14 protein-coding genes are annotated in these 13,385 nt (G+C 61.5%); 5 read left to right on the top strand and 9 right to left on the bottom strand.

All coding sequences use genetic code 11. From position 1 onward, the window contains the following. Positions 1-3: 3 nt before the first annotated feature. On the bottom strand, positions 4-1,752 hold the full coding sequence (locus FGL65_RS16680) for a sensor histidine kinase (protein WP_147822381.1): 1,749 nt from the start codon (positions 1,750-1,752) through the stop codon (positions 4-6). A 368-nt stretch (positions 1,753-2,120) separates the two neighbouring features. On the opposite strand from FGL65_RS16680, the gene FGL65_RS16675 reads away from it, so the two are divergent. After that, a complete protein-coding gene (locus FGL65_RS16675) occupies positions 2,121-2,861 on the top strand; it encodes a hypothetical protein (RefSeq protein ID WP_147822380.1) in 741 nt (246 codons plus the stop codon). 3 nt (positions 2,862-2,864) lie between these two features. Here the strand turns inward: FGL65_RS16675 and FGL65_RS16670 are convergent, their stop codons facing one another. The 3 genes from FGL65_RS16670 to FGL65_RS16665 all read right to left on the bottom strand — a co-directional run bounded on the left by FGL65_RS16670 (position 2,865) and on the right by FGL65_RS16665 (position 4,899). Then, positions 2,865-3,662 carry a substrate-binding periplasmic protein gene (locus tag FGL65_RS16670; protein ID WP_147822379.1) on the bottom strand — a complete coding sequence of 266 codons (798 nt, stop codon included), beginning with the start codon at positions 3,660-3,662 and terminating at the stop codon, positions 2,865-2,867. Positions 3,663-3,758: 96 nt separating this feature from the next. Beyond that, on the bottom strand, positions 3,759-3,932 hold the full coding sequence (locus FGL65_RS18315) for a hypothetical protein (protein ID WP_187170429.1): 174 nt from the start codon (positions 3,930-3,932) through the stop codon (positions 3,759-3,761). Further along, positions 3,913-4,899, bottom strand: a complete 987-nt coding sequence (locus FGL65_RS16665; RefSeq protein ID WP_147822378.1) for a DMT family transporter — start codon at positions 4,897-4,899, stop codon at positions 3,913-3,915. The genes FGL65_RS18315 and FGL65_RS16665 overlap by 20 nt, the downstream gene beginning before the upstream one ends. Before the next feature lie 83 nt (positions 4,900-4,982). Here FGL65_RS16665 and pdxR point away from each other — a divergent pair, with 83 nt between their 5' ends. The 4 genes from pdxR (at position 4,983) to FGL65_RS16645 (ending at position 8,374) form a co-directional block, all read left to right on the top strand. Continuing rightward, on the top strand, positions 4,983-6,428 hold the full coding sequence (gene pdxR, locus FGL65_RS16660) for a MocR-like pyridoxine biosynthesis transcription factor PdxR (protein ID WP_147822377.1): 1,446 nt from the start codon (positions 4,983-4,985) through the stop codon (positions 6,426-6,428). Positions 6,429-6,492: 64 nt separating this feature from the next. Then, positions 6,493-7,212: a hypothetical protein gene (locus FGL65_RS16655; protein WP_147822376.1), complete on the top strand. Its 720-nt coding sequence runs from the start codon at positions 6,493-6,495 to the stop codon at positions 7,210-7,212. Then, a complete protein-coding gene (locus tag FGL65_RS16650) occupies positions 7,137-7,499 on the top strand; it encodes a hypothetical protein (RefSeq protein ID WP_147822375.1) in 363 nt (120 codons plus the stop codon). Before FGL65_RS16655 ends, FGL65_RS16650 begins: the two co-directional genes overlap by 76 nt. 107 nt (positions 7,500-7,606) lie before the next feature. Beyond that, positions 7,607-8,374, top strand: a complete 768-nt coding sequence (locus FGL65_RS16645; RefSeq protein WP_147822374.1) for a hypothetical protein — start codon at positions 7,607-7,609, stop codon at positions 8,372-8,374. A gap of 39 nt (positions 8,375-8,413) precedes the next feature. On the opposite strand, the gene FGL65_RS16640 is transcribed toward FGL65_RS16645, so the two are convergent. The 5 genes from FGL65_RS16640 to potA form a co-directional block, all read right to left on the bottom strand. Further along, the gene (locus FGL65_RS16640) at positions 8,414-9,421 is read right to left on the bottom strand and encodes a Gfo/Idh/MocA family protein (RefSeq protein WP_147822373.1); all 1,008 of its coding nucleotides are present in this window, start codon (positions 9,419-9,421) and stop codon (positions 8,414-8,416) included. Between the two features lie 189 nt (positions 9,422-9,610). Continuing rightward, positions 9,611-10,651 (bottom strand): extracellular solute-binding protein, encoded by a 1,041-nt coding sequence (locus tag FGL65_RS16635; protein ID WP_147822372.1) that lies wholly within the window; start codon positions 10,649-10,651, stop codon positions 9,611-9,613. Then, complete coding sequence (gene potC, locus FGL65_RS16630) at positions 10,648-11,415, bottom strand: spermidine/putrescine ABC transporter permease PotC (protein ID WP_147822805.1); 768 nt, start codon at positions 11,413-11,415, stop codon at positions 10,648-10,650. Before potC ends, FGL65_RS16635 begins: the two co-directional genes overlap by 4 nt. Then, positions 11,415-12,278 (bottom strand): spermidine/putrescine ABC transporter permease PotB, encoded by an 864-nt coding sequence (gene potB, locus FGL65_RS16625; RefSeq protein WP_147822371.1) that lies wholly within the window; start codon positions 12,276-12,278, stop codon positions 11,415-11,417. The genes potC and potB overlap by 1 nt, the downstream gene beginning before the upstream one ends. Beyond that, positions 12,265-13,371: a spermidine/putrescine ABC transporter ATP-binding protein PotA gene (potA, locus tag FGL65_RS16620; RefSeq protein WP_147822370.1), complete on the bottom strand. Its 1,107-nt coding sequence runs from the start codon at positions 13,369-13,371 to the stop codon at positions 12,265-12,267. The genes potB and potA overlap by 14 nt, the downstream gene beginning before the upstream one ends. Between the last annotated feature and the right edge of the window lie 14 nt (positions 13,372-13,385).

Genomic DNA, 13,385 nt, shown 5'->3' with positions numbered 1-13,385 from the left:
GGATTATCCCTTGTTTCCTCCGTCCGCTTCCGCAGGCAGGCCCGACTTGGCGGCCGACGGGATGCGCACGGTAAAGGCCGTGCCCACATCCACGGCGCTGTTCACGGAAATTTCGCCGTTCATCTTGTTGATGATGCCGTAAATGATGGAAAGTCCCAGGCCGGTGCCCTTGCCCACGGGCTTGGTGGTGAAGAACGGGTCGAAAAGCCGCTGGATGTTGGCCTTGGGAATGCCGCAGCCCGTGTCGGCCACGGTCATGAGCACGTCGTCCCTGTCCCGCTTGGTGGTGATGGTCAGGGTGCCGCCGTCCTTTTCCATGGCGTCCACCGCGTTGTTGACCAGGTTCAGGAGCACCTGTTGCATTTCCGAGGGGCTGGCCGCGATGGTGGGCAGGGCCGGGTCCAGCTCGGTTTCCACCTGCACGGCCGCGTACTTGGTGCGCTGGCTGCTCAGGCCGATGATCTCCTCCACCAGCTCGTTGAGCTGCAGTTCCATGGTGGTGGGGTCGATCATGCGGGCAAAGGAGAGCAGCTTGTGGGTGATCTCGCGGCAGCGGGAACCCTGGGTCCGGATCTGGACCAGGGCGCGCTTGGTCTCGTCCATGTTGCCTTCCTTGTCCAAGCCCTCGGCCAACAGGTCCTGCACCCACCCGGCCTCCTCCACCATGATGGCCACCGGATTGTTGATCTCGTGGGCGATGCCCGCGGCCAGTTCGCCCAGGGAGGCCAGGCGGCCCGCCTCGATGACCTGTTCGTTCATCATTTCCTTTTCCTTGTCCGCGGCAACGATGCGCTTGACCATGCGCTTGGACAGGTAGAAGGCCACGAAGGTGATGGCCACCACGCCGATGAGCAGCACGATGAGGGCCAGGTTCCTGGTGTGGGAAAGATCCGAGAAGGCGTCGACGCTGTCCTGCTGGTAGACCAGCAGCCAGTCGCCCTGCTTGAGCGGCGTGCTCAGGAAAATGGTCTCCTGGCCGGTGAGCGGGTTGGGGCCGATGGTGGAGACCACCATGTCGCTGACCCGCTTGCCCGAGAAGGGCGTGGCGCTTTTTCCTCCGGCGGTGGCCTTGCGCAGCAGTTCCTTGAGAAAGGGGACCTCTGCGGAAAGGTCGATGCGCGGCTTGGTCTGGAATTCACCGCGTTCATTGATAATGAAGGCCAGGCCCGTGCGGCCGATGCTGATGTTTTCCACCAGCTCGTTGAAGGAAACGAAATCGATGGTGGTGCGCAGGACCCACTCCTTGCCGCCGCTCTCGAAGAGCACGGCGATGATGAAGTGGGGGATGCCCCGCAGCCCCAGGAACACGTCGGAGATGTAGACCTTGCGCTTCTTGACCTGCCTGAACCACTCCGCCGTGGAGTAGTCGGCCAGGCCCAGGCGGAACGGGCCGGAATAGGCCACCTGGATTCCCTGGCTGTTGATCAGGCCCAGGTCCACGAAGTCGCCGCCGTGGCGGGTCATGAGCGATTTGTGCAGGGTTTCCAGCTTGTTCTCGTCCCGGAAGCATTCCGGGCCCATGGTGTCGGAAAGCACCCGGATCTCGCCCACCTTTTCCAGCAGATAGGAGTCGATGTTCTGCTCGTGCTTGCGAACGATCTCCTCCAGGTGGTCCATGACCTTGGCCTTGTATATCTCGGTGTATTGGTAGCCGCCGATGAGCGTGATGAGCGCCAGGGGCATGAGCGAGACCAGGACCACGGTAATGGCCATGCTGCGGTGCAGGGACTTGTAGTACTGGCTGTCAGGCATGGCCGGCCTCCTGGTTTCCGAAGGGGATGCGGAAGAGGAGCGCGAACAGGGCGAACGCAGGGCATACGAAAGTGCCGTCGGCTGCGATTCGTGTCGTAGTCCACATGTCCGGTGTGCTCATGTCGTCACCTTGTTTTCTGTTGCAAGGCAAGGCCGCAGTTGTGCCGGGTAATGCATCCTATCCTTTTTTTATAGTTTTTGAAAAGGGTTAAAGGAGTGAAACCGTAAAAAGTCCGGGGAGAACCCTTCGGCGGGATTCCCCTTTCGCGATTATTATCTTTTGCCCGTGCGGCCCGGATGTTTGCCAATAGGGGCAGTGATATGTATTCTGTATATGAGGGAAAAACCTTGCCGCAGGGGAGGTGCTCATGCGCAGGCTCTTTGCCATCCTGGCCGTCTTCATGGCCGTGTCCGCCTTGCTGGCGCCTGCGCTTATTCACGCCGAGTCCCTGGTGGAAAGCACCCAGCTCGGCTACCGCATGACCATCCCCGACGCCTGGACCACCATGAACCGGGCGGAGATCAAGGCCCTCAACGACTATCTTTCCGAATTCCTCGGCACACGGGTGCAGGGCACCGAACTGGAGGTGCTGGCCGGGTACCGGCCCATAGGCAGGAGCCTGGTCTATCCGTTCATCGTGGTGGGGGCCGACCGGAGCGGCAAGCTGGACATTACCCGCATGGAATCCTTCAACCGGCACGTGGTGGGCAATTTCGGGGCCCTGCTGAACACCGGGGTCTATAATCCCGCCGGGTCCGCCGACGACATCACGGGCACGGAGTTCGACCAGGAGAACTGGACCTTCACCATCACGGCCGAGCCCGGGGGCATGCTGTTCAGGGTCCGCTACGTGTATACCAGCGCCGGGGTTCTGGTGTTTCGCGCCTTTTTCGACCAGCGCTCCATGCGCCTGCTTCCGGCCGTGGACCGTTCCTTCCGGAGCCTCGTCCTGGAGGAACGCCTGCGCTACGGCCCGGACAAGGTGAAGCCCGAATCCAACACCGGGTCGGCCCGGAATGTCTGGATCATCTATGCCATGGCATTGCTGGTGCTGATCGGCGTGTGGCTGACCGATTTCCCCTCGGACGAGGGCGACAATCCCCAGTAGGAGCTAGCTGCCCGGCCCTTCCGGCTGCGGGTCGTAGTAGCCGTGCTGCATCCTTTTCATGATGATTTCCAGGGTACCGTCGTCCATGATGGCCTTGAGCCCGGCGTTGAACTTTGCGACCAGCATTTTCGATTCCTGGCGGTTTCTGGGGAAGAGGAGATGCCCGGTGGATTTCCGGAACGATTGCCCGGTCAGGGCCACGAGAGAACTGACGTCCCGGAACTGATTGCGCAGGGACGCCTCCATCATGCTGCGCGTGACCGGGAACATGTCGATCCTGCCTTCCAGCAGTTTCTTCATGTTCAGTTCGTCGTTGATCACCACCTGCACGTTGAGGACACCCTCCTTTGCCAGCCTCCAGAATTCGTCCGAATAGGAAAGCCCCTTGGAAGCGCCGATGCGATAGCCTGCAAGGTCCTTGAGGGTTTTCCATAGTCGTATGGGGTTGTCCCGCCGGTAGACAAAGACGTGTTCCTCCACGTTGATCGGGGCGCTGAGGTAGGCGATGTCCTCGTATTTCTTGCGGTGGTACCAGTATGCCGAGGCGTGCACCTCGCCCATTTCCATGACCTCGAAGGCCCGGCTCCAGGGGTAGAATTCATAGCGCACCTCGTACCCGCTGCGGGCAAAGGCCTGGCGCACGATGTCCAGGACTGCCCCCTTTTCGCGCAGTTCGCAGCCTGACCACGGGGCCCATTCTCCCGTGGAGATGGTCAGCACTTCCTGGGCAGGCGAAGGTGCCGGTGCCAGGAGGAAGGCCGCCAATGCGAGGATGCAAAGGTATGGGGCAAACCGGTTCATGCGACAACAGTGCCCGAAAACAGGGCCTTTCGGCTATTATTATGGGATAGCCGGGCGCTCGCGTTTGCCTGAGCTGTGGAGCACGAAGGCGAAGCGTCAGGCCGTGAACCGGCCCAGGGCGAAAAAGAGCAGGGCCAGCGAGAGGATCCTCAGGATTCTTTTCAGGGTTCGTTCCGCCGGGGAAGGGGCCGGAAGAGGCCGGTGCCCATGCGTGCCCTGTTCGACGCTTTCCCGGATGAGCCGTTCCAGTTCATAGATGTTCGTGTGCATTTTCACTCTCCTTGAGGGTGGTGATCAAGGGGGCCTCCCGTTTCCTGAGGGACTGGTTCACCAGCAGGACCGCAGCCACGATGAGGATGCATCCGGCCCATTGGGTCTGGTTGAAGGCCTCCCCGAAAAGGAGGTTGGCGGTCAGGCCCGTGAACACCAGTTCCAGGGTCAGGATGATGTTGGCCGTGGCCGCAGGCAGGTGCTTGAGGCTGGTGGCGTAGAGCCCGAAGCCGATGAGGGTGGGGCCCACGGCATAGGCGGCCAGCCAGGCCCAGGCTTGCCAGCCCGCCCCGGGCAGGAGCAGAAGGGAAGGCCCCGCGCTGAGGATGGGGATGCTCTTCCCCAGCAGCAGGATGCCGGCGAGCTGGAACAGGGCCGCAAAGGAAAAGATGTGGAACATGGTGGTCCAGGCATTGATCCCGCGCTGGGCGGCGAAGCGGCCCATGAGACTGTAGGCCGCATAGAGCAGGCCGGAGAGGATTCCCGTGACGATGCCCAGGGCGTTGAGCCTCCATGCCTCGGGCACCAGTGCGTCGGAAACCAGCAGGCACCCGGCCAGGCAGAGCCCCGCGGCCAGCTTTTGGGGGGCGTCCAGCCGCTCCCGGAACAGCCAGGTCCCCAGCAGGGCCGTATAGCCCACCGAGCAATAGGCCAGCACCGTGGCCACGGCCGCGCCGTTGCATATCACCGCAGTGGTCCAGATCGCATTGAAGATCGCCAGCACCAGTCCGTAGCCCGCCAGGAAGAGCAGCCGTTTGAACGGGACTCCCAGCCGGGGCCTGCCCGTGACCAGGGCCAGCGCCGCCAGGGTCGCCCCCAGGATGATGTTGCGCCAGAAGACCAGGTCCAGGGCTGCCAGGCTGTGGCTCTCGGTCAGGAAGCGCACGAAGATGCCGGTCTGGGAGATGATGGCCGCGCTGATCAGGGCCAGGCCGTAGCCGCGCATGTGGGTGGTGGTTTGTTTCATGCCCGGAGCATAAGAGTAAAAATGGCATTGCAAAAAGGGTCGATTTTTGCCAAATTTAACCAGACCAATTTCTGGAGGCAGTCATGCGCATACCCCTGGACCGGGAGAGCGACCAACCTTTGTACCGGCAGATCAGCGGCCATCTCCGCAAGGGGATCCTTTCCGGGGCGCTGGCCCCGGAGTTCCGGCTTCCGGCCGTGCGCGCCCTTTCGAAAGCGCTGGGGGTCAACCGCATCACCGTGGAAACCGCCTATGCCGAGCTGGAGGCCGAGGGCCTGGTGGACATGCGTGTGGGCAGCGGCACCTTTGTGCTGCCTTCCTATGTGCAGCCCGAGGAAGCGGCCGGGAGCCGGGAATGGCCGGGCTGGCAGCAGGAATTGCGGGACCGCCTGTCCGGCATCTCGTTCTGGGAGTATTCGGCGGACCCGGACATGATCCGCTTCAACGGGGGGCTGGGGGATTCCCGGTTCTTCCCCATGGACGAGTTCCGCAAGGTCATGCGCGACGTGCTTTCCCGGCAGGGCGTGGAGGCCCTGGAATTCGGGGATGTACGCGGGTACGGCCCCCTGCGGGAGAACATCGCCTCCATCCTGGGCAGCCAGGGCATCCAGACCAGCGCCGGAAACATCCTGATCACCTCGGGAACCCAGCAGTCCCTGTCCTTTGTCGCGGTTTCCATGCTGCGCCCCGGGGACGCCGTGGTGGTGGAATCACCCACCTATTCCGGGGCCCTGGACCTGTTCCGCTCCCTGGGGGCCCGGCTGGTGCCCGTGCCCATGGACGAGGACGGCATGCGGGTGGGGCGTCTGGAGTCGTTGTTCAGGGAGCATTCCCCCAAGCTTATCTACACCATTCCCAATTTTCAGAATCCCACCGGGGCCTGCATGAGCGGGGCGCGCCGGCGTCGGCTGGTGGCCCTGGCCGAGCGTAACGGGGTGCCCATCTTCGAGGACGACTACGTGGGCGACCTGCGCTACGAGGGGCACGCCCAGCCCGCTCTTAAGTCCCTGGACTGCTGCGGCAACGTCTTTTACGCCAGCTCCTTTTCCAAGATGCTCATGCCCGGGCTGCGCGTGGGCTATCTGGTGGCCGAGGGGCCTGCCCACGACATGCTCACCGAGATCAAGCGGCTCCATGTGCAGTCCACTTCCAGCCTGTTGCAGCGGGCCGTGCACGAATACGTTTCCGTGGGCCGCTATGCCGCCTACCTGCGCAAGTCGCGGCAGGTCTATCGCGCCCGGCGCGACGCCATGCTCGAGGCCCTGGAATGGCATTTGCCCGGGGTGACGGCGGCCCCGTGTTCCGGCGGGCTGGCCTGCTGGATGCGGCTGCCGCACGGTGTTTCCAGCACCGGGCTGCGCGCGCGGGCCCGGCGCGAGGGCGTGGACTTCGCGCCCGGCCCCATCCTCTTTCCCGAGCCTGGAAAGGGAGATTCCTTCATGCGCCTCAATTTCGCGGCCTTTGGACGGGAGATCATCGACGAGGGAATGCAACGGCTCGGCAGGGCCCTGCATGATCTGAACGGTTGAGCATGATTCTATATTGGGGTAGGGAATCCTGATTGCGTATCACACGAATTTCCTGGAGAAGCGAATGCTTGTGCGCCGGATTCTGTTGATCCTCGTTCTTCTCGCCATGCCTGCCCATGCCGCAGGTTTCGAGGTCGTGAACAAGGACCTTGGCTATTCCTTCAGTCTGCCCGAAGGATGGAGACAGGCTCCGGCTTCCGTGGTCAAGGGGCTCAAGACCGAGCCCGACGCCAAGACCCGGTTTGTCGAGGCCTTCGTGGCCCGGGGGGCCAAGGGGGAAATCGATTCCAGGCTCGCCGTTTACGTGAACCGTTCCGGAAAGTTCAATGCCAAGAACCTCAAGGGGAACATGGAGACCTACGCCCGCGAGGACCTGGAACGCATGCAGGCCTGGGCCAAGACCAAGGGCAGTAAGGTCCGAAGTGAGCATTCCTTTGACGGGGACAGGAAAACGGCCTCGTTCCATTATCATATGGGTGGGCACGAACTGCACAAATTCTATTTCTTCACCTCCGGCGGATACGTGTATGTGAAGCTGTGGGGCGAAAATTCGGACCGCATTCTCGGGGCAAGGCCGTTTGTGGCCAATGTGAAGTTGGACGATAAAACCGCATTTGAAACCAAATGGAATTTTGATTGGGAGTGGCTGAAGATGGATTATGTCTTCTGGATTATTTTCGGGTTGGTGATCTTTTTCAAGGTCAAGAAATGGATCATGCCGGAAAGTGGCGGAAAGAACTCCGCTCCATCCTCCAGGGGGGCAAGTCCGGCTGGGAAAAGCTGAAGGACATGGAGGCCAAGGTGAAGTCCAAGGCCGAGGCCGTTCGAGACCAAGCGCAGGACCCCGTGGTTTTCATGCGCAACGAGGCCGAACCGCAGCCTGTGAAGGCGGCATTGCTCATGAGGGCGAAGCCGAATAAACCCGATTTGCATAAGACGAAGATCGTCAGGGAACGCCGGAAAATGCCCGAACAATTCGGCCGCGAGAAACGGGAATCCAGCATGACCAAGTCCCAGTATTCCCTGGGCAGGCACCTGCCCAAGCGCAAGTATCTCAAGGCATACAAGTAGAACGTCTGTGGTGGGGTTCGGTTTTGCCGAGCCCCTCTTTTTCACAAAGGAATCATTTCCCTTTTTGGCCAACACCCCTATGGTGGAACCAAGAAAAAGGGGTTGTGATGCCGTACCGTTTTCTCGTGTTCCTCTTCCTGCTGGTCGCGCCCGTGCAGGCCGTGGCCGACCAGACCTTCCGCAATGAGGAATACGGTTATGCGCTGACCCTGCCGGACGAATGGGAGCAGCTGTCCGAGGGCGTGGTGGCTCCGTTCCGGACCGAGCACGGGCACAAGGAAAGGGCCACGCATCCCATGGTCGCCTTTTACCAGCCCGCCGCGAACAGGCGCTTCTTTTCGCCGCTCATCCTGGTCAATGTGGGCGACTACGCCGAACCCATGTATCTTTCCCGCTACGACTACCGGGAAGTGGCCGAGATGGCCCGCAAGCAGCGCCGGAAGCAGGCCCGGCTCCTTCCCATCCACGGCACCCCGTTCATCCGGGTGGACGCCTTCCCCCAGAAGCGGCTCATCCGCGAGGTCTTCGACATCAGCGACCGCGAGCGCGTGGCCCTGTATACCTATTTTTCCCCGGATCGCTACTGGGAGTTCGTCTATGTTTATCCCCTGGACGACCCGGACAGCTACGCGGTGCGGCAGGCCCTGGACCGGCTTGTGGTGGAGCGGGATGAAATGCGCGGGTTCGAGGCCCTGGTTCTGGATACCTGGGAGCGGGCCAAGGATCAGTATGGCGTGTTTTTCGAGGACTGGACGTCCTGGCGGGCGCTGCTTGTCGCCTTTGGGGTGGTCGTGCTGTTCATCGGCCTGGCCATGGTCTACCGCTGGCGCGAGAGTAGGGAGAAGGAGGATGCCTCCGGCGGGCAAAGGGAATAATTCCCTTTGCGATCCCCGGGATGTAGGTTCCGGCCGGCTTTAGCCAGCGATGGTCAGGTATGCCAATCCGTTGGCGGACAGACCTTCTTCCATGGTTCGGATGACTTCGCGGCTCACCGCATGGCTGAGAACGTCCGACTGTGTTTTCCCTTCCTGAATGAGCCGGGAGAGATGCCCGATCTCGTACTCGAAACCGCCGCCCGCGCCTTCATGGCGGATGGAGCGGTTGATTCCTTTCCAGGTGATGTCGATGGATTTCGGGTTCCACCATTTTTCCCGGATGATGATTTCAATGTCATCCCCGCAAAGCCGCGCCGTACGTTCGAGATCCTCGGTAATGGAGGCGGAGAGAGTCCCCTTGCAGTCCCCGCCAAAGACAAAGGTGGCGGTTTTGTCCACTCCGGCCTCCGGGTGGATGACCATGTTCACCGATTCGGGGCGACCAGGAAGGGAGTCCGTGTGTCGGCAGAGATCGAAATAGAGCCAGAGGGCATAGACGCCCACATCCAGGGTGGCCCCGCCGCACAGGGATTTGTTGAATATCTGCTGGGTCGGGTCAAAGTCCTGGGGATCGCCGAAGGCGGCTTGCACGGACGTGAGGCGGATGTTTTTGTCCCGGATGAATTGGAGCAGTTCGCGATAGGCGGGGAAGGCCACCGACTTCATGGCTTCGGCCAGAAGCAGGCCCTTGTCGGCGGCAAGCGCGGCCATGTCGTCCCAGTCCTTCAGGTTGGTGAAGGCGGGCTTTTCCACGAGCACGTGCTTGCCGTGGCGCAGGAAGAGTTCCACCAGCTGCCTGTGGAAGGGATGGATGACCGCCACATAGACGATGTCGATGGTATTATCGAGGGCGAGCGCCTCATAGGAACCGTGGGAGATTTCGCAGCCATGCTGTGCGGCGAACTCCTGCGCCCGCTTTCCGTCCCGTGCGGCCACGGCGGCCAGCTTCGCGTTCTCGGCGTGATGCACCAGGTCGCCCGCGAACCGGTGCGCGATATTGCCGAGACCGGCAATGCCCCAGCGGATGTTTCTGTGTGTGTTCGGCATTGGCAGTAATTAGCCCGGAACGCAGGAAATTGCGACAGGCAACCATATAATTTCATGACCGATTTTAGTGACTAAAAAACCGCCCCGGTTGCGTCGGCAGCCGGGGCGGTTCGCCAGAAGGTTTTGAAGGATGGGGGTTCGGGGGAAGGATACTTTTTCAAAAGTTTCCTTCCCCCGATTCTTTTCAAACTATTCCCCGCCCTTGAGCAGGTTCCAGTACTTTTCGTAGATGACGATGGACTCGCCGATGTCGTCCTGGAACTCGGACTTGGCCATGGTTTCCTTGCTCGGGAAGATGACGGTGCTGGTGCGCATGTCGTCGTCCAGCAGCGCCATGGCGGCCTTGTTCGGGGTGGCGTAGCCCCATTCCTCGACCATGAGCTTGGCGATCTCGGGCCGCAGGATGAAGTCGATGAAGGCGTGCGCTTCGTCGATGTTCTCGGCTCCGGCCGGGATGGCCATGCAGTCCATCCACAGGATGCCGCCTTCCTCGGGCCAGACGAACTTCAGGGCCGGGGCCTCGCCCATGGCCACGTAGGCTTCGCCGTTCCAGATCATGCCCGCGTCCACTTCCTCGTTCAGGAAGGGCACCTTGGGGCTGTCGGAGTTGAAGGTGCGCACCGAGGGCATGAGTTCCTTGAGGTACTCGTAAGCCTCTTCGATGTGCTTGGGATCGGTGTCGTTGAGGGAGTAGCCCTTGGCCTTGAGGGCCATGCCGAAGACCTCGCGCAGGTCGTCCTGCAGCAGCAGGGTTCCCTTGTATTCGGGCTTCCACAGGTCGGCCCACTTGGCGGGCATGACGCCCAGCTTGTCCGGGTTGGCCAGGATGCCGGTGCCGCCCCAGGTGTAGGGCACGGAGTATTTGTTGCCTTTGTCGAAGGGCTGGTCGAGATAGGCAGCGTCAAGATTCTTGAAGTTCTTGAGTTTTGCCTTGTCGATCTCGTGCAGCATGCCTTCACGTGCCATCTTGCTCACGAAGTAGGTGGACGGGATGATGACGTCAAAGCCCTTGTTGCCGAGCATCTTGAGCTTGGCGTACATGGCTTCGTTGCTCTCATAGGTGGCGTAGACCACCTTGATGCCGGTCTCGTCCGAGAATTGCTCGATGACGCCTTCGGGGATGTATTCCGTCCAGTTGTAGACGTACACCACGCCGGACCCAGCACGCACCACGCCTGCGGTAAAGATGGCGCAGGCCAATGCGAAGACGATGAGAAGGGTTCTTTTCACTTTCGTTTCCTCATGAGTAAGTGGGATACAAACACACAGCATACGGTGATGCCGACCATGATTGCACTGAGCGCGTTCACATCGGGTTTCACGCCCATTTTGACCATCGCGAAGATCCGCAGCGGCAAAATTTCAAAGTCCGGCCCTGTCACGAAGAAGCTGATGATCACGTCGTCCATGGACAGGGTGAAGGAAAGCAGCCAGCCTGCCAGCACCGCGGGCATGATCATGGGCAGGATAACGTGCCGGAAGGTGCGGAACTCGCCCGCGCCCAGGTCTTCGGCCGCCTCGATGAGGTGCGGGTCGAAACCCTTGAGCCGCGAATAGACCGTGGCCGTGACGAACGGGATGCAGAAGGTCACGTGCGCCGTGAGCAGCGGCCAGAAGCCGGGGCTCATGCCCACCGCCACGAAGAGCAGCAGCAGCGACACGCCCATGACGATGTCCGGGCTCATCATGACCACGAACAGGCTGGCCTGCATCATGTCGCGGCCCTTGAAGCGGTAGCGGAACAGGGCCACGGCCAGGAGCACGCCCAGGCCCGAGGCGATGGACGCGGCCAGGGTGGCGATGGTCAGGGAATTGAGCGCCGCCTCCACCAGCTGGGAGTTGGCCGCCAGCTTGGTGTACCATTGCCAGGTGAAACCCTTCCAGGCCGTGGAGTACTTGGAGCTGTTGAAGCTGAAGGTGATGAGCACGGCCAGGGGCAGGTAGAGGAAAACATAGACCGGCAGGAGCCGTGCGGTGTTCCAGAGCACTCTCATCATAGCGCGGTCCCCTCGGTCTTCTTGCCCAGGCGCTTGGCGCTCAGGTGGTAGCCCCACATGAGCAAGAGCATGAGCATGGTCAGCACCACGCTGGCGGCGGCGCCCGCGGGCCAGTTGCGGGAAACCAGGAACTGGTTCTTGATGAAGTTGCCCACCAGCAGGTTCTTGCCGCCGCCCAGCAGGTCCGGGATGTAGAACATGCCCAGCGCCGGGAGAAAGACCATCATGCACCCGGCGATGATGCCGGGCATGGTCAGGGGCAGGGTCACGTGGCGGAAGGTCTTGTACTTGCTCGCGCCCAGGTCGCCTGCGGCCTCCAGCAGCCGATTGTCCAGCTTTTCCACGGAGGAGAAGATGGGCAGGATCATGAACGGCAGCAGGGTATAGGTCATGCCGATGAACACGGCCGTCTCGGTGTACATGAAGGAAACGGGCTTATCGATGAGCCCGAGCCAGAGCAGGGCCGTGGAAAGCAGCCCCTTGGACTTGAGGATGAACACCAGGGCGTAGGTGCGGATCAACGAGTTGGTCCAGAACGGGATCATGACCAGCATGAGCAGCAGCGGCCGGAACCGGGTCTTCATGCGGGCCAGGGTATAGGCGAAGGGGTAGGCCGCCAGCAGGCAGAGCAGGGTGGACCCCGCCGCCAGGTAGATGGACTTGCCCAGCACGCCCAGGAATACCGGATCGAAGATGGCCCCGTACCCGTCCAGCGAAAGGACCGGCGCAATCAGGCTGGCCTCGTCGCGGGTAAGGAAGCTGGCGGCCAGCACCAGCAGGTTGGGCGCCAGGGCGAAGATCGCCAGCCAGAAGGCTGCCCCGCCTATGGATATGCGTTTGAAAAGCTTAGAGTTGTTCATCCGGAAGCACGACCTCCCAGCCTTTGAACCAACTGACCACGACCTTGTCGCCCGGCTTCTGCCAGATGCGGTCGTCGTCCTCGTTGAAAAACTCGGTGACCAGCACTTCCTTGCCACAGTCCAGGTCCACGAGCATGTCCCAGGTGCTTCCCTTGTACACGGTTTCGCGCACGGTTCCCGGCAGCCAGAGCTGGTCCTCGTGTCCTTCCGTGGGGGTGTCCTCGACCACGATGTCCTCGGGCCGCAGCACCACCTTGATGGGATCGTCGGCCTCGAACTCGCGCTTGGTGACCAGGTTGCAGGGGTTGCCTTCCACGAAGGCGTGCAGCACGCCGCCTTCCTTGAAGCCTGCCACGCCGTCCAGGATGCAGGTCTCGCCCACGAACTTGGCCACGTAGAGGTTGGTGGGTTCCTCGTAAACCTCTTCGGGCTTGCCGGTCTGCTCGATGCGCCCCTCGTTCATGACCACCACGCGGTCGGACATGGCAAAGGCCTCTTCCTGGTCGTGGGTCACGAAGACGAAGGTGATGCCCAGTTCCTTGCACAGTTCCTTGAGCTGGATCTGCATGCGCTTGCGCAGCTTGGCGTCCAGAGCGGAAAGGGGCTCGTCCAGGAGCAGGGCCAGGGGCTTGTTGACCACGGCCCGGGCAATGGCCACGCGCTGCTGCTGACCGCCGGAAAGGCGGGCGGGCATGCGTTTCGCCATGCGGCCCAGGTCGACCATGTCCAGGGCCTCGCGCACCCGGAGGTCGATCTCGTCCTTGGGCGTGCCCGACATCTTCAGGCCAAAGGCCAGGTTGTCGTAAACGGTCATGTGCGGGAAGAGCGCGTAGCTCTGGAAGACCGTATTGACGCGCCGCTGGTTGGCGGGCAGGGCGTTGACCTCTTTCCCGTCGATGAGAATTTTTCCCGCGGTCGGTGTTTCGAACCCTGCGATAAGGCGCAGGATAGTGGTCTTGCCGCAGCCACTGGGGCCGAGCAAGGTCAGGAATTCGCCGTTATGGATGTCGAGGTTGATATCCTCGAGGATGTCGGTGTCATCGAACCTCATTGCGAGGTTCTGCAACCGGATGATCGGATTTTGTCCAGTCATGCGGCCCCCCTTAT

The organism is Salidesulfovibrio onnuriiensis (genome assembly GCF_008001235.1).
GTDB lineage: Bacteria > Desulfobacterota > Desulfovibrionia > Desulfovibrionales > Desulfovibrionaceae > Pseudodesulfovibrio > Pseudodesulfovibrio onnuriiensis.
This window is presented reverse-complemented; position numbering and strand designations above follow the sequence as displayed.